Here is a 24,319-nt window from a genome sequence, read left to right as displayed (position 1 = left end):
ATCGCCTTTATATTGTGATTAACTATTTTAGTTAATTTAATATAGAGGCAATTTAATAATTATAGTAAATTTTATGATATTAAAATTAGTATAGATGAAAAAGAGGGGGTAGAACAATATATGAAGCATTTATCAGTACTTATAAAACCAGCATCATCATTATGCAATTTAAGATGCAAGTATTGTTTTTATGCTGATGTAAGCGATGCAAGAAAAATTAAATCTTATGGAATAATGAATGATAGTACAATGAAAAAATTAATTGATAATGTATATAGAGATCTAGAAGAGAATGACATTATCACATTCGCCTTTCAAGGAGGCGAACCAACTCTTGCTGGGATAGACTTTTTTAGATTATTTGTTGAATATGTAAATACTAAAAATAGTAAGGTTAAAGTTCAATATGTTATTCAAACAAATGGAACTTTAATTAATGAGGAGTGGTGTCAATTTTTAAAAGAAAATAGATTTATTGTGGGACTATCTATTGATTGCATGTCAAATAATCATAATGAAAATAGGGTTGATGCTAATCAAAAAGGAACATTTAATCAAGTTATTAAAACAAAGGAGATGTTTGATAAAAATTCTATTGACTACAATATATTATGTGTTTTGACTAATAATATTGCGAGATATCCTAAAAAAGTATTCTCGTTTATTATTGATAATAATATTAAATATATTCAATTTATACCATGTCTAAATGATTTAGATTGTTCAAATGAGTCAAAACATGCATTAAAACCTGAAAGATTTTCAAGTTTTTACAAACAAATATACCCATTATGGGAAGAAGAATATAAAAAAGGAAATTATATTAGTATTGGACTAATTGATAATATAGCTAATTTATTAACAAGAGGTAGAACAGGAACATGTGGCATGTCGGGACAGTGTCAAATACAGTATGTTATAGAAGCTGATGGTGGGGTATATCCATGTGATTTTTATGTGTTAGATGAATATAAGATAGGAGATATAACTAAAGATTCTCTTAAAGAGATATTCAATAATAAAAAGGCACAACAATTTATTAATAATAAAGAAGAACTCACGCAAATCTGTAAAAATTGTGAATATGTCAGATTATGTAATGGAGGATGTAAAAGAATGCAAAAATCTATGTACATAAATAAGGATAATACATACTGTGGATATAACGATGTTTTAGCATATATCTTAAATTCACTAAATCGTATTATCTAATACAAAGAAGGAAGTGAAATATATTGCATATTGGATTAATTTATTTTTTTGTTATTATTTTTGCTAATACTGTAGGTGCTGTATCTGGCATGGGAGGAGGTGTCATAATAAAACCATTATTTGATGCTATTGGCGTACACTCATTATCAGAAATATCATTTTATTCAAGTGTGGCTGTCTTTACAATGGCTATTGTATCTACAATTAAGCAAATAAAAAACGGAATTAATATAAATTATAAGTTAACTATAGCGATTTCTAGTGCATCAGTAATTGGAGGGGGGATTGGAAATACATTATTTCAAACTTTGCTAAAGATATGTAGTTCAGAAAATACAGTTATGGGAATTCAAATAATATTAACAATAATATCTTTAGGATTTGCATATTTGTATACTAAAAAATCGTGGAAATCTTTAGAGCTTAAAGATATTAAATGGTATGTGTTGGTTGGTGGGTTTTTAGGTTTATTATCTACATTACTTGGAATCGGTGGTGGTCCAATTAATATTGCGATTATTATGCTTTTCTTTGGGATACCTATAAAAGAAACAACAGTATATTCTATAATTATAATATTATTTTCGCAACTATCTAAGTTAGCTTCAATAGGTTTATCTGTCGGATATGCAAGATATGATTTAAGTTTGTTAGTATTTATAATTCCGGCGGCTATACTAGGTGGAAGTCTAGGAGCAAAACTGAGCAAAACTTTAAAGGATGATACAGTATTGGTAGTTTACCAATATATTGTTGTTTTTGTAATATTTTTAAATGTATTAAATGGAGTAAAAATTAATTATTAAATATAAATATGTGCACAGTAGAAGGGGGAGTTATGTTAGATTTTAAAAAAAGTACAGTATATCAGATATACCCAAAATCATTTAATGATACTAATGGTAATGGTATTGGAGATTTAAATGGGATTACAGAAAAATTGGATTATCTTAAAAACTTAGGAGTAGATTATGTATGGATAACACCATTTTTTGTATCACCTCAAAAAGATAATGGATATGATGTAGCTGATTATTATAATATAGATCCGTCATATGGAACTATGAAAGATCTAGAAAATTTAATAAAAGAAGCAGACCAAAGAGAAATAAAAATAATGCTTGATATGGTGTTTAACCATACATCTACAGAGCATCAATGGTTTAAAAAAGCACTTGAAGGTGATCCATATTATAAGGATTTTTATATATTTAAAAAGGGTGTAGATCATAAGGCTCCTACAAATTGGATTTCTAAGTTTGGTGGTTCAGCATGGGAATATGTTGAAAAATTCGATGAGTATTATTTACACTTATTTGACAAAACACAGGCAGATTTAAATTGGGAAAACCCATCTGTAAGAAAAGAATTGGTTAATGTATTAAAATTCTGGATGAATAAAGGAATTAAAGGATTTAGATTTGATGTTGTAAATCTAATATCTAAACCTGAAAAATATGAGGATGATTATGAAGGTGATGGAAGACGTTTCTACACTGATGGACGTAGGGTACATGAATTATTAAAAGAAATGTGTATAGAAAGTGGAATGGTAAAGAGAAATATGCTAACTGTAGGGGAGATGTCATCTACATCTATTGATAACTGTATCAAGTATTCTAATCCAGATGAAAAAGAGTTGTCTATGTGCTTTAACTTCCATCATCTTAAAGTAGATTATAAGAATCAAAACAAATGGGATCTACAAGATTGTGACTTTATGATGCTAAAAAATCTTTTAAATGAGTGGCAACTAGGTATGCAAAATAATAATGGATGGCAAGCTGTTTTCTGGAGTAACCATGATCAACCACGTATTATATCCAGATTTGGTGATGATAAACAATATTATAAAGAGTCAGCGAAGATGCTAGGAACAATGATTCACTTTTTAAGAGGAACACCATATGTTTATCAGGGTGAAGAAATAGGTATGACTAACGCATATTTTAATGATATAAATCAATATGTGGATGTAGAAAGTTTAAATTATTATGAAATATTAAGGTCAAAAGATATTAATGAAGCAGAGATATATAAGATTTTACAAGAAAGGTCAAGGGATAACTCTAGAACTCCAGTGCAGTGGGATGATACTACTAATTCTGGATTTAGTAGTGGAACTCCATGGATTCAAGTAATTGATAATTATAGGGATATTAATGTTGATAAAAATTTAAAAGATAAAGATTCGATTTTATATTATTATAAAAAAATGATTACTTTAAGAAAAGAGCTAGATGTAGTAGCGTATGGAGATTTCAAGCCATTGTTAGAGGATAGCGATTCTATATTTGCATATGAAAGAACTTTTGAAAATGAGTCACTGATTGTTATAAATAATTTCTATGGTGAAGAAAACGAAGTTGTATTAGATGTTAAAGACTTAGACAAATATAAAAATATTTTGTCAAACTATAGTAATAGTATTTTAAATAGTTCTATGAAGTTAAGGCCATATGAATCAATGGTTCTATATAAAAAAGATTAATATTATGTTGGGAGATGAGCTTAATAATATGTTATCAATTTTCAAGAAAAATAGGAGTAAGACATCAATACATGCATTTGTTTCTGGTAAAGTAATACCTATAGTTGGGGTAAATGATCCTGTTTTCTCATCTAAAGTTTTAGGGGATGGATTAGCTATATATCCTAATGATGGATTAATAGTTTCACCATGTAATGGTGAAATAAGTTTGACTATGGATGATAGTAAGCATGCAGTTGGATTGAAATTATCAAACGGTATGGATATTTTGCTTCATGTTGGCATTGAGACAGTTTCTTTGAATGGTGAAGGATTTGACCTTTTTGTTAAAAAAGGAGATAAAGTAAAAAAAGGGGATAAGCTAATATCATTTGATAAAGATTTAATTAAATCACGTGGTTTACAAGATGTTGTTATCATGGCTATTACTAATTATGAAAGCTATAAAAATATTAAGTATTTCACTAATTGTGATGCAATTATAAATGAATCAATTATTGTAGAGGTTTAAATATAATGTATGATTTTAGCAAATTATATCATATACTTAAATTAACGATTAGGTATTTATATTAATCAGTACCTAATTTTTTATAATAAGTTAAAGTTGTATGTAAGTTTTATTTACACAAACTTACATACAGTTTAGTTTACTATTTCATACTTATTATATTTTTAGATACGACTAAATCCATAGTATCTTTAATCTCTACTTAAGTTATACCCTCTCTAGGATTATCTACTGATAAAGATATTTTTTTCTATCTTCATCTGCAAATGTCATTAATTGATGCCTTGACAGCAGCACCACTTGCAGCTAGTTCAAAAGCACCAATAGTATTAACTACAGAAGAACTTTCTAAGTCACAAGAAGAAGTAGTTGAGTTAAGACTTAAAAATGCTACTAAGTTAGTACAAATAGGTGAAGGAATAGCTAAAAATGCTATTGAAAAAATAGCAGAAAAAATAAACTTATTTACTAAGAACTAATAATATATAAGATCTGATGTTATAAGCTTGTTTAGATAATATAAAATTATACAAGGTGTTTAGATAAGATATAATGTCTATAATATAAAATTATACAAGATGCTTAGATAAGATATGATGTCTACAATATAAAATATATACAAATAATGAAATAAAAATAATAAAAATAAGGTATCTCATTTAGAATTGATTTGAGGTACCTTATTTTCTTATTTTTTGATTATAATACTGTAAAATTAATATTATAAAAAAATTATTATAAATGATATTGTTTATAATGATTAAACACCTTATTAACATATATTATTTTGAATTTATTACTTAATTAAATAAAATAAGTTATAATGTTTTGAATTTATGGAGAATAAAAACTTTAATTATAGTGTTTGAGTTATATGGATAACTATGGTATTATATATAAAATATGGTAACAAAACTGTAACTTTTTATTGAGAATAGACAAAAATATTGATAAAAAAATATGAAAAATATATTGGGGGTAAATAATAATATGAAGAATAGTAGAAAGATATTAGCTATAGGACTTACACTATCTTTAGTAATGGTAAATACTCCTATAGTAAATGCGTTGACATCAGTTGAGCAAATAAAAGGTAATGATAGGTATGAAACAGCGGCAAAAATAGCGGATAAACAAAGCTATAGTACAGCAATACTAATTAATTCAGATAATAGCTTGGCAGATGGTCTTAGTGCGAGTGGTTTAGCTGGAGCTTTAAATGCGCCTATTTTAATGACAAAACAAAATCAAATTCCAAGTACTACTATGGAAAGACTGAACAAAGCAAACACTGTATATATAATAGGTTCAGAATCGACAATAAGTAAAAATATTGAAAATCAATTACTTTCTAAAAAGAAGGCTGTACAAAGAATATTTGGTGAGAATAGATTTGATACGAGCGTAAAAATAGCTGAGAAAATTAAAGAAATGAAGCGTATTGATAAAGTAATTATAGCTAATGGAGTTACAGGAGAAGCAGATGCGATAAGTGCATCGCCAGTAGCTGCAAGAGATGGAGTACCTATAATACTTACAGATGGAAATAGTGTAGGATTTGATACAACAGGATTAAAGAGTTATGCACTTGGTTCTAGTGAGATAATAAGTGATGAATTGGTCAAAAGTACAAATTCCGTTAGGCTAGGTGGAACAGATAGGTTTGACACCAATAAGAGAGTTATACAAGAGTTTTATAAAAACAGTAAAGAGTTTTACTTAAGCAAGGGTCTACAATTGACAGATGCATTAGTCGCTTCTACAATAGCAAAAAATGCTCCTGTAGTCTTAGTGGAAAATGGTAGCAATAAAAGTATTTTAAGTGGAGCAGACAAACTTACAGTACTTGGAGGAATAAATCAGAATATAATCAAACAGTGTATAAATCAAGCTTCTCCAAATCAACAAGGATTATACTATAATCCAAATGATAGAGCATTTAAGGACAGAATAAAGGGAAAAGTATATGCTCTTACAAAACAATACAGAAAAGAAAATGGAGTAAAAGAGTTATCTGTAGCAAGTAGATTAGAGGGACTAGCAAATGACTGGTCTAATTTAATGGCAAATAAGAAGACTTTATCTCATACAATAAATGGGAAAAATTCATATTCTACTTTTTTAAAGTACTTAGATTGGAGCGCGATTAAGCCTGGATATGTTGCAGTTCAGGGTGAAAATATAATTAAATATAAAATTCCAGATAAACCTGTTTACACAAATAGAGATGCAGATGATATAGGAAATTTTATTTTTAATGAGTGGAAGACAAATCCTGAAGAAGGTACCAATATGCTACATAAAGGATATGAAATAATGGGATTTGGAATAGCCATAACAGGAGATAAGAATATATACGCAACACATGAGTTTTATGGAAGATATAAAGAATAATAAAAATATATACAAAATGATAGTTGTGATAAAATAATATATAAATAATAAAATTATAATGGAAAATAACATTTATATTAATATAATAATATAAATGTTATTTTTTTATAATTTAGTAGAAAAAAATTGTATCAAAAAGTTTAAATATGGTATAAAATGGGTAAGAAAGTAGTGAAAATTAAATGGCAAAATTAGGGAAATCTAATGACGCAAAACTATAGGGATTAAAGCTTTTAAAGCCATATCAGCCAGTTGCTAAAAAGAGTAAAGTCTTTTTATTTTATAATTAAGATTCTCTTTGAGTGTCTTTTTTTATTGTCTGAAACTATAGTATTTAAATTCATGAGAGATTAGAAATTTATTGAGGGAGGATTGTTGTTTCATGAAAAAAGCAATATCTTGTGTGCTAGCAGTATCAATGTGTAGTGCACCACTAAACGTTTTTGCAGAACCTATATTAGAGGGGAAGTTAAGGGCAGTTGAAAAATCAGTTACAGAGAAGTTAAAGGGGAATCTTGAAGTAGATTTAAATTTTTCACTTCCAATAAAAAATAATGAATCAGAAAGTATAACCAATATACAATTGGAATTAAAAGATGATAGTAATAATAGTGGAATAATAAAGCTTGGAGAAAAAGATTCAGGAATATTAAATATTGGGGCAGATAACATAGAATATACTATAAAAAAATTATCTGCAAGTAGAAGTGAAATAAAAAATAAAGATGAGAATATATCATATTATAATATTGTATTTAATAATTTACCTGTTGGAAAATACAATGTAGAAGTATCTGGAGGAGGCTTTAATAGTAAGGAAATTAAAGACATTGATATATCAAGTTATTCACAAAGAGTTTTATTAAGCAATAGAGCAAGTGTAGATGATAAAAATCAACCTTTAAACTATGAACTATTCTTGATGGGCGATGTAAATAATGATGGAAAAGTGGATAAGAGTGATTATGAGGATGTATTGAAAAATATAAATTCAAATAAAAGTGAATATGATTTAAATAGAGATGGAAAGGTAGATATTGCTGACCTAGATTATGTTCAGAAAAATTTAGGGCAAAGTGAAGATGCAAAAAGCCTAGAGAGTATAGTATCTACCAATCCTATAGTAGATACAAGTAAAGTAACATTAGAAAAAAACAGTGATACAAATATTCAGGGTACTGTAGAGGATTTATTCAGTGGAGAGAATAGTGGAGTTAAAATATCTCCAGCAAATGCAGGTGATAAGATATCAGAAGAAAAACCAGCAGTAATGGATATAGCTTTATCAGAAGCACTTAATATGGAAGTCATAAATATAAAAGCACCTGAAGGGAATGCTCCAGCAAAAGGAATAGTTGAAGTTACAGATAAAGATGGTAATGTTCAACAGGTTCCTTATGAAAATAAAGAATATGTGGAAACTTTGAAAGAGGAACAGAAGCAAGAAGAAGTAAACAATGAACAAGAAGAAACAAGTAATAAAGATGAAAATATAGAGCAGCCTGATAATAATAACTTAGACAGTAATCAAGAAGAAAAAAATGATAAAGAAGATTCAACTTCAAATACAACTGATAAAGAAAATAACGATAAAGAAAATAATGATAAAGAAAATTCATCAACAGATAAGTCTGATTCAGACAAAGATACATCAAAACAAGAAGACAATATCAGCAAAGATGATAGTTCTACAACATCTACATACGGTAGGTCAGCAGTAGAAACATATGCAGAAGTTCAAGATAGCGATATAGTAATAAATCTTGGTAAACAAGTAGCAGTAAAAAAGATAACAATAAAAATAACAGCTACAACAGCAAATGATAGAAATCTTGCAGAAATATCTAAAGTTGAATTTTTAAATAATGTATATAAAGAAATACCAAAACCAGATATGAATATACCTAAAATCAATAAAATATCTACTAGTACTGCTGTTGGAAATGAAAAGGTATCTTTTTATTGGAATAACGAAGCAAACGTATCTGCATACGAACTTACATTAGATACGATTGACAGTAAAGGAAAAGTATTATCGACTAAAAAATTACAAACTAGTAAAAATACTATAGATGTTAGAGATATACAAGCATATGGATTATATAGAGTTAGCATACAGTCTTTAAATGGAGATTGGAGTAGTGGATACAAAGATGCAACAGCAGAAAACTTGGATGGAGTTCCAGAAAATGTAGACTCAAACTATAAGCCTATACAATTTAGTCCAGATAGTATAATAGAATTTCAAGTTGTTCCAGATACAAAGCCAGAACCACCAGAAGGTATAAATGTCAAAGGTAGATTTAAGGCTCTTGATGTAAGTTGGAAAAATCATAAACAAGCTAAAGACTTTGATTTATATTATAGAGAAAAAAATTCTAATGGTTCTTGGACAAAATATAATGACAAACTTATTCGTGGAACAAGTTTAAAAATAGAAGGGCTTAAGGATAATACAACATATGAAGTTAGAATGACAGCTACTAATCATTTAGGCACTAGTGGAATGTCTAAAACATATATAGGAACAACTGAAAGTGTGGATGCTCCAACAACACCTAACTATAGACTAATTAATACTCCTAAGTTAGATGCAGGTTCTGGAATACCAACAAATCATATAGTAGATGTTACTTATCCAGCTGGATATGACAAAAGTGAATATAGTGATAAAAATCCATTTAATAAATTTAATATAGTAGATGGAGACTTTACAACACACTGGACATTCCCAAGATATAATGCAGCTGAAGGAACGAATAGAGGACCAATCATAACTTTCGATAAAGCTTATACTATGGATACTTTTATGGCTACACCTCGTTTTGATGTTTCTGATAAGACAATTAATGACTTTGAAATACAATACTGGGATGAAAATGGTCAATTACATAACCTGGGAGATGTACCTTTTGAAACAAAGACAGACCCTGTAAATAATAATAGATATGTAATGGTAAGATTAAAGGAACCAATAAATGCTACTAAAATACAAGTTAGTGTTTGTTCATCATATTCATATAAGTCTAATATATCAGAGCTTAAGTTATATGAATATGACAGTATAGAAGATGATGTAAGAAATCTATTTATGGATGACCTACAAGTTGAATTAAAAGAAGATGTAACTCAAGAAAAAATAACTGAATTAAAAGATAGACTTAATACTCCAGATAAAGCTAGTGGAGAATATCATCCATATAAGACAATTATTGATAGAGAATTAAAGCTAGCACAAGACTTATATAATGATAGAGCTACACTTACTGATATAACAACTGTAAATCAAGATATAAATGTTTCAGGAAAATACAAAGATAAGAGCGGAAACTATACTGTTAAGTCTAATAATCTAGGTATGGGAAATGACTGGCAGGCATTGGGTGTAGCTGCTAGAGCTGGAGATGAAATCACGATATATGTTGGAAGTAAAAGTGGTAGAACTCCTAAACTAATATATACACAATACTATGGAGAGTCTGGTGCATATAAGAGTGGAGAAATAAATCTTAACACTGGTAAAAATGTAATTCAGTTAAGTAAGCTTCATAGTTTAGATGTAGAGTGTGGAGGAAGCTTGTACATAAGATACCCTTATGATACTCAAAGTGGTGGAGATATAAAGGTACGTGTAGCAGGGGCTACTAAGATACCACATCTTAACTTAAATGGAATGATAAATGATAAGAGTCCTGAAGGAGTTTCTGAATCTAAGAAAAAGATAAGAGCCTATATAGAAGAATTAACTAAATATAAGAATGATATAAAGGGAGAACCATATTATCCAGGAACGAATATTGGTAATTCATATGGATATTCAGAAACAACTGGTGTATTAAACACTACAGATATTGAAAGTGATAAAGTTACACTAAATGTTCCAGCAACAGCTGTATATCAAGGAATATCAAAAGGAAATTCTGATTTAAATACACAAGTAGATAGATTATACAATAGTATGCTTGCATGGGAACAGATGATGGATTTAATATATTCTGAAAGAGGAGTATTTAAGACACAAGACTTAGATGGTAATGGAACTGTAGATGACAATGAATTTGACATAACTAAAAATGATATGGCTCCTAAATCTCGTATGAACATAAAATATCAAAGAATGTTTATTGGAGCATTTATGTATGCTTCTGGTTTACATGTAGGAGTAGAGTATGGTTCAGTTCCAGGGCTTATGAATGGAGTACCTTTCCAAATAGATGCTAGTGGAAAAGCTACAGGAGGAAGTTTATTTGGATGGGGAATAGGTCATGAGATAGGACATGTTACAGACATTGGTAAGATGACATATAGCGAAACTAGTAATAATGTACTTGCTTTACTTGCTCAAACATTTGATGATAAGACACATTCAAGACTTGAAGGTTCAACAATGGACAAGATATATGAACATGTAACTTCAAACAGTTTAGGTATACCGAGTAATGTATTTGAGAGACTTGGAATGTTGTGGCAATTACATTTAGCTTATGACAATGACTTTACTGGTTCAATGTTAAAGAATAACTCAGATGCTGATTTAAGCAATGACACATTCTATGCTAAAATTTCAAGAAAATACAGAGCACTTTCAAGTGGTGACCCAATAAACAACTTACCAAAAGACCAAATGTTAGTGGCAATGGCATCAAGTGTTGTTGAAAAAGATTTAAGAGATTACTTTAAGGCATGGGGAGTAGAAATTACACCAGAGCTAAACAGTATAATGGATAGTAAAAAGTACGAAAAAGAGACTAGAAAGATACAATATATAAATGATGAAGCTAGAAGAAAGATTTTAAATGAAAATATAGTAAGTATGGCAGAAGATACTAAAGTAAGTGCTGGCTTTGCTGATGGAGTACAAAGTGGTTCTCTAGTTAAATCTAATAAAATATCTATAGACCTAGATGTTGATAAAGACAAAGATAAGATATTAGGATATGAGATAATAAGAAGTGATGGAAACTATTTAGATGGTGAGAATGGAACTCAAGTAAAATACAGAACAGTAGGATTTGTGGATGCAAAAGGAAATAGTCAAGCTAAATTTACTGATAATATATCTCCTCTTAATAATAGAGCATTTACATATAAAGTAGTTGCGTACGATTATCATCTAAATCCAACAGATGAGTTTGAAGTTGGTACTGTAAAATTATCAGATGAAGGAAAAATAAACAAGTCAGCATGGTCATTTATAACAAACACTGTTTCTGATGGTGATGTTAGAACTGAAAATGACTCACATGGACCATTACAAAATCCAGAAATTGATAATATAAAGGATAATGATGCAAGTACAACATATAAAGGAAAGAGAATTAGTAAAGCTGAGTGGAACAAAGACCCACAAAAAGACCCAGATATAAATGTAGAAGAAAATCCATATATAATAGTAGACATGAAAGAGACATTGCCTATAGTAGGGTTAAAATATACAAAGCCAAAAACTGAAGCTAGAAAGTTCTCATTAAAAGGATTATTCAACCTTAGAAAAGATACTAGTACAACATACAACCCTTTAACTAATTACAAGATACAAGTAAGTAATGATAAAAAGAATTGGGAAGATGTTAGCCAAGGAACTTTTGAATATGGACAAGACTTAGTTGGTGGAGGAAAAGACCAAGATAATGAAGCTAGAGTTACATTTAATAAAGATGGTAAACTTTGGATATACCAAGCTAGATATGTAAAACTAATATCAAACAATAAGTCTAATATAGAAGTTGCAGAGTTGGATATAATTGGGCCTCCAGGTGACAATATAGAGATTGGAACAGTAAATAGTGTAGACCAAACTCGTACTAATGGAATTGGAAAACTAGTAGAAGATTATGTATATCAAAGTGATGACCCTAATACAAGTGAAAATGAAGAAGCTAAGATTCCAGATGGTTCAATAGTAATTACAGGAGAATACAGTGGAAATCCAGCATTTAATTTACCATTACTTATAGATAAAAACAATAAAACTATATCTGGAGAAGCACTCTTATTTGCAGAGATACCAGAAAAAGGTGAATTAGGTGAAATAAGTAAAGGTACATGGGTTTACTATATGCCAAAAGAAAGCTTTGATTCTTTAAGTGATAAGGTTAAGGCTGAATTATATAGATATAATGAACTTCAAGGAGATACTCCAGTAGGTCAAAGATTTGTAAGTGATACAATGTATGTACCTGTGGAAGCTAAAAATTATGATGAGTTAAAGACTATAAGTCTTACTGATAGTAATAGTAAAGCTAGAAAAGCTACAAGAAATGTTATTGATGTAAGTAACAAGAAGATTATATCTATAAATAATAAAGTAAAAGGTAATATTGTTAGAGACAAATAGTTAATAGAAATTTAAATATAATAAAATGATACTTATGGTATTTAATAGTCAATGTTAATAGCTATTAAAAATTCTAAAGAATAAAAAATTAAATATTAAATATGAAGTAAATATAGTACATGGATGTAGATATAAAATTAAGATAGTCTATAAATCAAATAAATAAGTCTGGGTGGATATTTGATTGTATGCACCTAGCTAATGGTAGATAAGGAAGGGTGTTATGAGTAAAGGAAAATCTCTTATAAGAACTTTGGCAGTGTCGACTATGGCAGTAGCTATAACTGGTAGTGCTACATGTGCATATGCAGCTCCAGTATTACAAGGGGCAAAAACATATGAAAAAGTAAATACTATAGATATATCTGTGGATTCAGTAGAAAATATAGTATATTCATTTCAAGCAAGTATAAAAGTACAAGGTGAAGTGGAAGTAGCAGATAATGAGCAAGGACAAAAGATTAAGTGGGCTGATAATATAGACGCTCAGATAAAAAGTGGAAATGCAAATGCTAATTGTGTTTCAACATATGATAAAGCAAGTAATACAACAACATTAGATATATATGTTACATCAAATGAAGATTTGTTAGATGGAAATACATTAAATATAGGTAGAATATCTGTAAAAAAATCTGGAAGTAATTCAAGTGCTAAGTATAAAATATTGGGTAATGGAGAACGTTCTAAGCCAGCTTTAAAAATTGTAACTTATAACAATAAAACAGTTGATTATGAAAGTGTAGATTCTAGTGAAAGTTTAAACTTCACTCTTATCAATGAGGATGAAATAAAACCAATAGGAGGAACTGGCTCTAGTAAAAACGACCCTGAAAAATATAAGGTTGAGAAAAGTGAATCACTTGAATATTTATTAAATAATATTAGAATAAACTATTCTGTTGTTAGTAAAGAAACCGAAGAAAGTGGTTCAAATATAATATTGAAGCTTGGATTATCACAAAAATCAAGTAAAGGAAGAAAGGCTACAATAAGTAAGTATGTTGAAGTTACACTTCCTAAAAGTTTAGAGTATGTAGTTGAAAATGAGTTAGCTAAACCAGATGAATTACCACCAGATAATTCTGGTGGTGAAAATAATGGTGGTGGAAGTAATTCAGGTGGCTCATCTGGAGGAGGCTCTGGAGGTGGGAGTTCAAGTGACTCTACATCTAATGTTACAGTAAAAAAATTAAAAGGTGCTGACAGATTTGAGACTGCTGTTAAAATATCTCAAAGTGGTTGGACAAATGCAGATACAGTTGTAATAGTAAATGGAGAAGATAGAAGTATGGTGGATGGACTTACAGCTACACCACTTGCTAGTGTAAAAAACTCACCAATTCTTTTATCCTCAAATGATAAACTTCCTCAAAAAACTATAGAGGAACTAAAAAGATTAAATCCATCAAAAGTAATTGTAATAGGTGGAAATAACTCAATGCCAAATTCAGTTGTTGAAGCTATTAAAAGCGTAAATTCAAAAATATCAGTACAAAGAATAGGTGGAGATACAAGGTATCAAACTTCTATTAATATAGCAAAAGAAATTGATAAGACAAATAATGTAAGCAAGTTGTATATAGGGGCAGGAAATGGAGAAGCAGATTCATTATCAATAGCATCATTAGCTGGTAAGGAAAAAACTCCAATAGTACTTACACAAAAAGATGGTGTAGATAATGAAGCAGAACAATTTATTAAATCAAACAAGGTGTCAAATGTATACTTTATTGGTGGAGTAGAGAAAATATCTAACAAGGCTGTTGAACAAGTCGGAAAAATAGCAAATAAAGATGTATCAAAAAATAGAATAGCAGGTCAAAACAGACAAGAGACAAATGCTAAAGTAATAGATAAATTCTATTCTCAGTCTAAATTGGATGGAGTTGTGGTTGCTAATCAAGATAAGCTTATAGATGCTTTAGCAGTTGGACCATTGGCAGCTAAAAATAATTCACCAGTTGTACTTGCTACAAATACGTTAGATAAATCACAAGAATCGTCATTAAAAAATAAAAATTCATCTAAGTTGTTTGAAGTGGGTGGAGGAATAGCTTCATCAGTAGTAGATAAGATTAAGAGCCTAATCGAATCAAAATAACTATATTAAGAATAACTATAATAAGAATGTATTTAGATATATAAATTTATATACCTAAAGTACATTCTTATTTTTTGTTTAAGTTATTTTAGTAAAAATCTAGTTAAAACAGAGTATAATCTTAACCTCAGACTATTATATAAAATAGTTTTTATACATAGATTGTGTCTTAAAATATTAAAAATATACCTAAAAATAATTTATATAAATTTTGACGAAATAGGATATTAATATCTAGACGAAAGATATTTATATAGGATATACTTTATAATGTATAGAAAATAAAGGAAAAATAAAGAAACAGTACTTCTTTTATAAATATAAAATATAAAAATCATCAGGGGGATATGAAAATGAACAAAAAAATATTATCATTAGGCCTAGCAGTATCATTAATATTGGTGAGCTTTAAAAATGTAAATGCATCATCATCAGTAGAAAAAATATATGGTAAAGATAGATATGAAACAGCAGCAAAGATAGCTGATAGACAAACTTATGAAACAGTAATTTTAGTGAATACAGAAAAATCGCTTGCAGATGGATTAAGTGCAAGCGGGTTGTCAGGTGCCAAAAAAGCACCAATATTATTTACACAAAAAAACAAGATACCAACAGATACAAATAGATGTTTAAAAAATATCAAAAAAGCATACATAATAGGTACAGAAGATACTATAAGTAAATCAGTAGAAAAAGAATTAAATTCTAAAAATATAGAAGTCAAGAGAATTGGTGGAGAAGATAGACTAAAAACAAGTTATCTAATAGCTAAAGAAATAGCAACTATAAAAAAAGTGGATAAGGTACTATTAACTAATGCCTACAGTGGAGAAGCAGATGCAATGAGTGTATCATCAGTAGCTACTAGAGATGGAGTTCCAATCATACTTACAGATGGGAAGAGTGTGCCTTTTAATGTTAAAAGTATACAATCATATTGTATAGGCTCAGAAGAAATAATGAGTAGTGCTATAGTTAAGAATACAAACTCAGTAAGAATAGAAGGAACTGACCGATTTGAAACTAACAAGAAGGTAATAGACTACTTTTATAAAAATTCAGATGTATTCTATGTATCAGATGGCTATCAATTAGTAGATGCTATAGCAGCTGCACCATTAACTAAAGATTTTCCGATGGTATTAGTAAATGATGGTAGTAGCAAAGTTGTGTTAGAAGGAGCTAAACATATAACTTCTATAGGTGAGTTAAGTGACAAGGTAATAGAACAATGTATAAGCGCATCAAAGTCAAATGGACAACATCCAACAATTACAATAGGAGTTACAGAGATATATAAAGGTGAAAAATTTGATAGTAGTAAATTGAATATAGTAGCTAAAGATAACACTGGGAAGGTTTTACCAATAGAAATTGATGGATTTATAGATACAAATAGAGTAGGTACATATATATTGACACTAAAGGCTACAGATGAATGGGGAAAAAGTACAGAAAAAAGAATAGAAATAAAAGTGCTAGATGATAAAACTCATGATTATAATAGTCTAGAATTTAAAAAGATGGTGTCTACTGAAATGTATAACTTAATTAATTCTTATAGAAAAGAAAAAGGTAAAGAACCTTTAGTAGTATCTAGTAGGCTAGAAGGAATGGCAAGTGCATGGTCTAAGTATATGATGGATAAAAAAGTTTTTGCACATTATATAGATGGTAAAAATGCTCCACAAGTATTTTCTGAGTTTGGAATGAGAAGCGAGGAAAATATAGCATATATTTATATTAATTCTAAGAATGTCCAAACGACTCAAGACGCTAAAGATATGGCAAAGACTATATTTGAAGTTTGGAAAAAGTCACCTGAATACAATGCAAATATGCTTAGTGATGATTTTTCTAGTACTGGATTTGGACTTTATATATTATCTGATGGTCAGGTACATGCTACTCAAGAATTTTTAAATGGTAACGAAGGTAGTTTGTAAAAAACTACCATAAATCTTGTTTTTTTATTAATTTACTGGTATCATAAAATTTAAAATCACATCTAAAGTACTTTTTGTAGTCTATTTTGTTATTGCTTTATAGATTATGGTATTTTAGATGTTTTTTATTTTAGACATTTATAAATTTTAAGGGAATAACTACTGAGGATGTAATTTATAATGAGTTGAATTATTAAAAGATTGGTAGGAGGAGTTTTATGAAGGTAAATAAGAGAATATTATCAATAGGATTGACAGTATCATTAATAATGGCAGGGGCAATAAATATCAATGCACTTTCAAGTATAGAGAAGATACAAGGGAAAGATAGATATGAGACTTCTGCATTGATAGCAGATAAACAAATATATGACACAGTCATATTAGTAAATACTGATAATTCTATAGTAGATGGATTAAGTGCAAGTGGATTATCAGGAGTTGCAAAAGCACCTATAATGTTGGTACAAAAAGATAAGATACCATCTGATGTTGAAAAAAGATTAAAGGATGTTAAGAATGCTTATGTTATAGGTACAGAGGATACTATAGGTAAATCTGTAGAAAATCAACTTAAGAATAAGGGTATTGAGGTTAAGAGAATTGGTGGAGAAGATAGAATAAAGACTAGTTATCTTATAGTAAAAGAGATTTCTACTATTAAGCCAGTAAATAAAGGTGATAAAGTATTTCTTGTAAATGGATATACAGGTGAGGCTGATGCAATGAGTGTATCTTCTGTTGCAGCTAGAGATGGAGTGCCTGTAATACTTACTAATGGAAAGAGCATACCATTTAAGGTTGATGATGTTCAATGTTATTCTCTTGGGTCAGAAGAGATAATGAGTAATGAACTTGTAAGTAAGACTAATTCTGTTAGAATTGCTGGTAAGGATAGATTTGAGACTAATAAGAAAGTTATACAACGCTTTTATAAGGGAACAAAGAAGTTTTATATATCCCAAGGATATAAGTTAGTTGATGCTGTGGCTGGTTCTCCACTAGCTAAGGACAAGCCTATAGTTCTTGTTAATGATGGAAGTGATAAGAGTGTACTTAGAGGTGCTGATGAAGTTACTTCTTTAGGTGGAATGGATAGGAAGGTTGTTGACCAATGTGTTAGTTCTGCATCTGATAAAAATACTTTGCCTACGATAACTGCTAATGATGTTGAGATTTCTGTAGGGGATAAGTTTGATAATAGTATGTTGAATATAGTTGCTACTGATTATTATGGAAATGATTTAAAGGCTAATATTGAAGGAAATGTAGATACCAGTAAGGCAGGCACATATGTTTTAAAAATAAGTACTTTTGATAATTTTGGTCAGAAGTGTGAGATTAGTGTAAATGTTAAGGTAATTGTAAATACAAGTACAAAAGACCCGAATAGTTATGAGTTTAAGGCTATGGTTTCTAATGAGATGTACAATTTGGTTAATTCATATAGAAAAGAAAAAGGTAAGAAGCCTTTAAGGGAATTAGATTCTTTAGCTGGAATGGCAAATGCATGGTCTAAGTATATGGATGAGAAGAAGATATTTGCACATGAGATTGACGGAAAAAATGCAGCTGAAGTGTTTTTTGGATTTGGAGCAAGAAGTGGTGAAAATATTGCATATTTACCTATGAATGTTAAGTCTGTTTATACTTCTAAAGATGCAAAAGAAATGGCTGAGTCTATTTTTGATTTATGGAAGAAGTCACCAAAATATAATGTTAACATGTTGAGTGAAGAGTTTTACAGTTTTGGATTTGGTATGTTTGTTTCTGAACAAGGTGAGGTTCATTCAACGATAGAATTTCTAAATAGTTAATTAAAAAATAAAATTAAATACTTTAAAGATGAATAAAAATAAAATTAAATTTTAAAAAAAAATATAAAAAATAAAAATAGCGAAAAATGTTGGAAAAAAAATCAAAAAAAATTGCATAAAATATTGAAAATATATTTTATATAGTTTAAGATAGAAATGTGAGAAATATTTGGAATATATGAACATGGAAATTTAATGTACATAAAAGAGATGTAATTAATATAATGTTGGGAGGAATTTAAGAAATGAATAAGAAAAATTTAGCGTTAGCTATGTCAGCTATAACAGTTGTTTCAGCAGCAGCTCCAGTGTTTGCAGATTCAACAACTGTTAAAGAGTACACAATAGTAAAGGATAAGTACAAGGATGTCTATGATGAGGTTAAAGATTTAGTAAAAGCAAATAATGCAATCATATCTAAAGATGAGACTGGTGCTTATGATAGTACACAAAAAATTCAAGAAGCTATGGATGCTGGAACACTTAATAAAATAACAATGATAAAGAAAAAAGTTAAGTCATCAGGTGGAGATGAAGTTAAAATACCACTATCATATGTTATAGATAATACTGTAGTTGATACAGATTATGTTGAAACTACATTAAAAGGTTTAGACACAGATGAATATGTAGATTTTGAAATTACAAATACAAAAAAAGCTGATACAGATACAACAAAAGTATATAGTGAAACAGATCTTTTAAGATTAAAGAATGATTTAGCAACAAGTGTGCTTGGAAAAGTAACAAAAGATTCTCTTGCTGCTATAGGTGTGACTAAAGTTTATTCAGGTTCTTCTGCTGCTGAACCAGCTGATGATGATGCAGCAAAAGCAGCTTTTAAAGCTAACTTTGATGTTGCACAATCAACAATAACTGGAACTGGTGATACAACAAAGCTTACTATAAAAGCAGTACCAGTAGCTAGTGCAACTACTGCAAATGCTTTGCTTAAAGAAGATGGAACGACTCAAGTTTCAACAAAAGATATAGTTGTTAGTGCAAAAGATGAGGATTTAGACTTTAGTAAGCCTACTCTTGATGTTGATGGAAAAATAGCTGGATTTGAAAAATCAGGAGCTAAAGATACTATTACTGGTGAATTAGGAGCTACAGTAAAAGTTAGAGTTGTAACTGCTGATGAAAAAACTATAAAAGCAACAGATAATGATGCATTAAAGGCAATAACACAAAAATATGAATTCAATCCTACTGAAGTTCAACAAATATACAATGATGTAGAGTCATTAAATAAATCAGATGATCTTGATGGAAGTAAATATGATGTTGATGGTACTTATAAAGCGGTATTCTATGCAACAGGTAAAAGATTACAAGGATTTTCTTCTTATGGAAAAATAAATAAAGATGAGTTTGCTGGTGGTTTAGCTGATGGTGATACTCCTCTTAAATTAGTAATAGAATCAACTGATGAAGATGATTTTGTAGATGGAATAGAAGATTTCAAAGATTATAATAAAACTTTCTCTGATATAACAAGTATATCTGGTGATGATAGAATTGAAACAGCTATAGAGTTAAGTAGAACATATTATTTCAATACTAATGCAGATGATAAGCCTCTTTATACTAAGGAGAGAGATAATGTTGTATTAGTTGGATCTACTGCTATAGTTGATGGATTAGTTGCATCTCCTTTAGCTGCTGAGAAGAAAGCACCATTATTATTAACTTCATCTGATAAGTTAGATAATAATGTTAAGAATGAAATTAAGAGAGTTATGAATTTAAGTACTTCTTCTACTATAAATTCTAAAAAGAAAGTTTATTTAGTTGGTGGAGAAAAATCTATATCTAAAGATGTTGAGCAAACATTAAAAGATATGGGTGTTAAAGTTGAAAGACTATCAGGAGAAGATAGATATTCTACTTCTTTAGCAATAGCTGATGAAGTAGATTTAGATAGAGATAAAGCATTTGTTGTTGGAGGAACTGGATTGGCAGATGCAATGAGTGTTGCTCCAGTAGCATCTCAATTAGATGAAGATGGAGAAGCTAGACCAATAGTTGTAGTAGATGGAAAAGCTGATACTTTATCTAAAGATGCAAAAGATTTTATAGATTCTGCTAAGAATGTAGATATAATAGGTGGAGAAAATTCTGTATCTACAAAAGTTAAGAAAGATGTAGAAGATGCTATAGGTAAGTCTTCAACTAGAGTAAGTGGAGATGATAGACAAGCTACTAATGCTGAAGTTATAAAAGAATACTTTGGTACTAAAGGTGAGTCAAGAAAAGCTACTAATAATTTCTTTGTAGCTAAAGATGGATCTACTAAAGAAGATCAATTAGTAGATGCTTTAGCAGCAGCAGCTGTAGCAGGAAATTATGGTTCAACAGATGATAGTACAGCTAATCCAGCACCAATAGTATTAGCTACTGATAATTTATCTTCTGATCAACATGTAGCAATAAGTAAGGTTGTTGATGATTCATCTACTGCTAATAATACTATAGTTAGAGTTGGTGGAGGAATTGCTGATTCAGTTATCAATAAGATAAAAGATTTATTAGATTTATAAGATTAGATAAAATATAATAAATTTAAATTAAATAAAAAGCTTCCTAGTTATTAGGAAGCTTTTTAAAATAAAAAAAGAATATAAAATGAAAAAGAGGCTAGTGTTAGCCTCTTTTTCATGTGAGAAATACTCAAATAAAAAGATGTATAATTATTTAAGTAAAATCATTATACTATAAATTAAAATAATTGTCTACTATTATGCTTTTTTAATGTATAATAGTAATTGGACAATAGAAAAGGAGGTTATTATATGTCATTTATAGATGCAATACTTGACAAAGCAGATGAACAGGAAATAAAGAAATTGAATGCTATAGTAGATAAAATAGATGCACTAGAAGAGAGTATGAAAAATTTATCAGATGAAGAATTAAAAAATATGACATCAATATTTAAGGATAGACTAAAAAAAGGTGAAACTTTAGATGATATACTTCCAGAAGCATTTGCTGTGGTAAGAGAAGTATCAAAAAGAAAATTAGGAATGCGTCAATATAGAGTACAGCTAATTGGTGGTATAGTAATACATCAAGGTAAGATAGCAGAGATGAAAACTGGTGAAGGTAAAACACTAGTTGAAGTAGCACCAGTATACTTAAATGCTCTTACAGGTAAAGGTGTACATGTAATTACAGTAAATGATTACCTAGCAGAACGTGATAAAGAGCTTATGCAACCAGTTTATGAATCTCTTGGTATGACAGTAGGAGTAATTATAGCTAACCAAGATCCAAATATAAGAAAAGATCAATATAAATGTGATATAACTTATGGTACAAATAGTGAATTTGGGTTTGACTATTTAAGAGACAATATGGTGCCTGATTTATCTTACAAAGTACAAAGAGAATTAAACTTTGCTATAGTAGATGAGGTAGACTCAATATTAATAGATGAAGCTAGAACTCCTCTTATTATTGCAGGAGATGGTGATGAAGATTTAAAACTTTATGAATTGGCAAATAGCTTTATAAAAACGATTGAAGAAAAAGATTTTGAATTGGATAGAAAAGATAAAACTATAGCATTAACAGAAAGTGGTATAATTAAAGCTGAGTCATTTTTTGGTATAGAAAATCTTACTGATATAAAGAACATAGAGTTATATCATCATATAAATCAGGCTTTAAGAGGATACAAACTTATGGAAAAAGATGTTGATTATGTTATTTCAAATGGAGAAGTAATGATAGTTGACGAATTTACAGGAAGAGTAATGGATGGAAGAAGGTATACAGATGGACTTCACCAAGCTATAGAAGCTAAAGAAGGTGTTAAGATAAATAATGAATCTAAAACTATGGCTACTGTTACCTATCAAAATTTCTTTAGACTATATGGAAAACTTTCTGGTATGACTGGTACTGCAAAGACAGAAGAAGGTGAATTTGAGTCAATTTATAAGCTAAATGTTGTCCAAATACCAACTAATAAACCCGTTATTAGAGGAGATTTACATGATAAGGTGTTTAAGACAGAAGAAGAAAAGTATAATGCTGTTGTAGAAGAAATAATAAGGATACATAAAACTAGACAGCCAATACTTGTAGGAACAGTTTCTGTTGAAAAGTCTGAAAAGTTATCTAAAATGCTTAAGAAACAAGGTATTAAGCACCAAGTTTTAAATGCAAAGCAACATGATAAAGAAGCAGAAATAATTTCTAAAGCTGGAAAATTAAATGCTATAACTATTGCTACAAATATGGCAGGTAGAGGTACAGATATCTCTCTAGGTGCAGGAGATAAAGAAGAAGAACAACAAGTTAAAAATTTGGGTGGTCTTTATGTTATTGGTACAGAAAGACATGAATCAAGAAGAATTGATAATCAGCTTAGAGGACGTTCTGGTCGTCAAGGAGACCCTGGAACATCAAGATTTTTTGTAAGTCTTGAAGATGATGTAATAAAACTTTATGGTGGGAAAACTATCGAGAAGCTTATGAAGAGAACAAGTTCAAAGGAAAATATAGCTATTGAAAGCAAAGCACTTACAAGAGCTATAGAAAGAGCTCAAAAAGGTGTAGAAGGTAAAAACTTTGAAATAAGGAAAAATGTCCTTAAATATGATGATACTATTAATGAACAAAGAAAAGTTATATATAATGAAAGAAATAAAGTATTAAATGATGAGGATATACAGGAAGACATTCAAAAAATGGTTAAGGACATAATAGAAAAAGCAGGAGAAGTTTATTTGGTTGGAAGAAAAAGAGATTACTATGGATATTTTAAACACCTATATGCAACATTTATGCCAGCAGATACATTATTAATTCCTAGCGTAGATAAGAAAAGTGTCCAAGAAATAGTTGATAGTACTTATGAAATTTCAAAGAGAGTATATGATTTGAAAAAAATAATGATTGGTATTGATAAGGTTAGAGAGAAGGAAAGAACAGTGCTTTTAAAAGTAGTTGATCAATATTGGATAGAACATATAGATGCTATGGAACAGTTAAGACAGTATATAGGTCTAAAATCTTACGCCCAAAAAGATCCGTTTAAAGAATATGCTTTAGAAGGATATGACATGTTTGAAGCATTAAATAAAAATATAAGGGAAGCAACAGTACAATACCTATATAAATTTAACTAAAAAATATTCATTTAATTTTCATTAAATAAAAAAAAGAATAATATATTTTGACTTTTTATATTGTAATTACAATTAAATGTGTGTAAATGAAAAAGAAGCTGAAAATCAGCTTCTTTTTCTGTGTGAGAAATACGGAAAAAAGAGATGCTTGAAATTTCTTTCTTCCATTTAATATTATACTATAAAGAAGATGAAAAGTCTATTAGTTATAAACTGGATTATAAAAAAAAATTACAATTTTGTTACTTTTTTGTATACATAAATATTTATAAAATAAAGTACTAAAATGAATTTTAGAGTAAATAGTTAATTATTACAATAGATCCTATTTATTGAAATAATGTCAGATATATATTATAATTG

General features: G+C 29.2%; 11 protein-coding genes, 1 pseudogene and 1 riboswitch. All 12 genes and pseudogenes read left to right on the top strand.

Annotated features, from left to right (window positions below; all coding sequences use genetic code 11):
* Window positions 1-120 precede the first annotated feature (120 nt).
* The 12 genes and pseudogenes from KGF36_RS06600 (at window position 121) to secA (ending at window position 23,956) form a co-directional block, all read left to right on the top strand.
* Window positions 121-1,212, top strand: coding sequence for a radical SAM/SPASM domain-containing protein (locus tag KGF36_RS06600; protein WP_227827572.1), 1,092 nt, complete (start codon window positions 121-123; stop codon window positions 1,210-1,212).
* Window positions 1,213-1,235: 23 nt separating this feature from the next.
* Window positions 1,236-2,018: a sulfite exporter TauE/SafE family protein gene (locus KGF36_RS06595; protein ID WP_227827571.1), complete on the top strand. Its 783-nt coding sequence runs from the start codon at window positions 1,236-1,238 to the stop codon at window positions 2,016-2,018.
* A 32-nt stretch (window positions 2,019-2,050) separates the two neighbouring features.
* Window positions 2,051-3,703, top strand: a complete 1,653-nt coding sequence (treC, locus tag KGF36_RS06590) for an alpha,alpha-phosphotrehalase (RefSeq protein ID WP_227827570.1) — start codon at window positions 2,051-2,053, stop codon at window positions 3,701-3,703.
* A gap of 28 nt (window positions 3,704-3,731) precedes the next feature.
* The gene (locus KGF36_RS06585) at window positions 3,732-4,214 is read left to right on the top strand and encodes a PTS glucose transporter subunit IIA (protein ID WP_227854637.1); all 483 of its coding nucleotides are present in this window, start codon (window positions 3,732-3,734) and stop codon (window positions 4,212-4,214) included.
* Window positions 4,215-4,486: 272 nt separating this feature from the next.
* Window positions 4,487-4,693 (top strand): annotated as a pseudogene (locus tag KGF36_RS06580) (cell wall-binding repeat-containing protein); the annotation flags it as partial.
* Window positions 4,694-5,204: 511 nt separating this feature from the next.
* On the top strand, window positions 5,205-6,608 hold the full coding sequence (locus KGF36_RS06575) for a cell wall-binding protein Cwp9 (protein WP_227854636.1): 1,404 nt from the start codon (window positions 5,205-5,207) through the stop codon (window positions 6,606-6,608).
* A 174-nt stretch (window positions 6,609-6,782) separates the two neighbouring features.
* Window positions 6,783-6,868, top strand: a riboswitch (cyclic di-GMP riboswitch).
* A 122-nt stretch (window positions 6,869-6,990) separates the two neighbouring features.
* Window positions 6,991-12,945 (top strand): M60 family metallopeptidase, encoded by a 5,955-nt coding sequence (locus tag KGF36_RS06570; RefSeq protein ID WP_227854635.1) that lies wholly within the window; start codon window positions 6,991-6,993, stop codon window positions 12,943-12,945.
* Between the two features lie 223 nt (window positions 12,946-13,168).
* Window positions 13,169-15,049 (top strand): cell wall-binding repeat-containing protein, encoded by a 1,881-nt coding sequence (locus KGF36_RS06565; RefSeq protein ID WP_227854634.1) that lies wholly within the window; start codon window positions 13,169-13,171, stop codon window positions 15,047-15,049.
* Window positions 15,050-15,396: 347 nt separating this feature from the next.
* Entirely contained in the window at window positions 15,397-16,998 is a 1,602-nt protein-coding gene (locus KGF36_RS06560; RefSeq protein ID WP_227854633.1) for a cell wall-binding repeat-containing protein, read from the top strand.
* Between the two features lie 218 nt (window positions 16,999-17,216).
* The gene (locus tag KGF36_RS06555) at window positions 17,217-18,815 is read left to right on the top strand and encodes a cell wall-binding repeat-containing protein (protein WP_227854632.1); all 1,599 of its coding nucleotides are present in this window, start codon (window positions 17,217-17,219) and stop codon (window positions 18,813-18,815) included.
* A 245-nt stretch (window positions 18,816-19,060) separates the two neighbouring features.
* Window positions 19,061-21,358: an S-layer protein SlpA gene (gene slpA / locus KGF36_RS06550; RefSeq protein ID WP_227854631.1), complete on the top strand. Its 2,298-nt coding sequence runs from the start codon at window positions 19,061-19,063 to the stop codon at window positions 21,356-21,358.
* 252 nt (window positions 21,359-21,610) lie between these two features.
* On the top strand, window positions 21,611-23,956 hold the full coding sequence (gene secA / locus KGF36_RS06545) for a preprotein translocase subunit SecA (RefSeq protein WP_227854630.1): 2,346 nt from the start codon (window positions 21,611-21,613) through the stop codon (window positions 23,954-23,956).
* Window positions 23,957-24,319: the final 363 nt, after the last annotated feature.

Origin of the sequence: Clostridioides sp. ZZV14-6009 (assembly GCF_020658095.1) — a bacterium.
In the GTDB taxonomy this organism is placed as follows: Bacteria; Bacillota; Clostridia; order Peptostreptococcales; family Peptostreptococcaceae; genus Clostridioides.
This window is presented reverse-complemented; position numbering and strand designations above follow the sequence as displayed.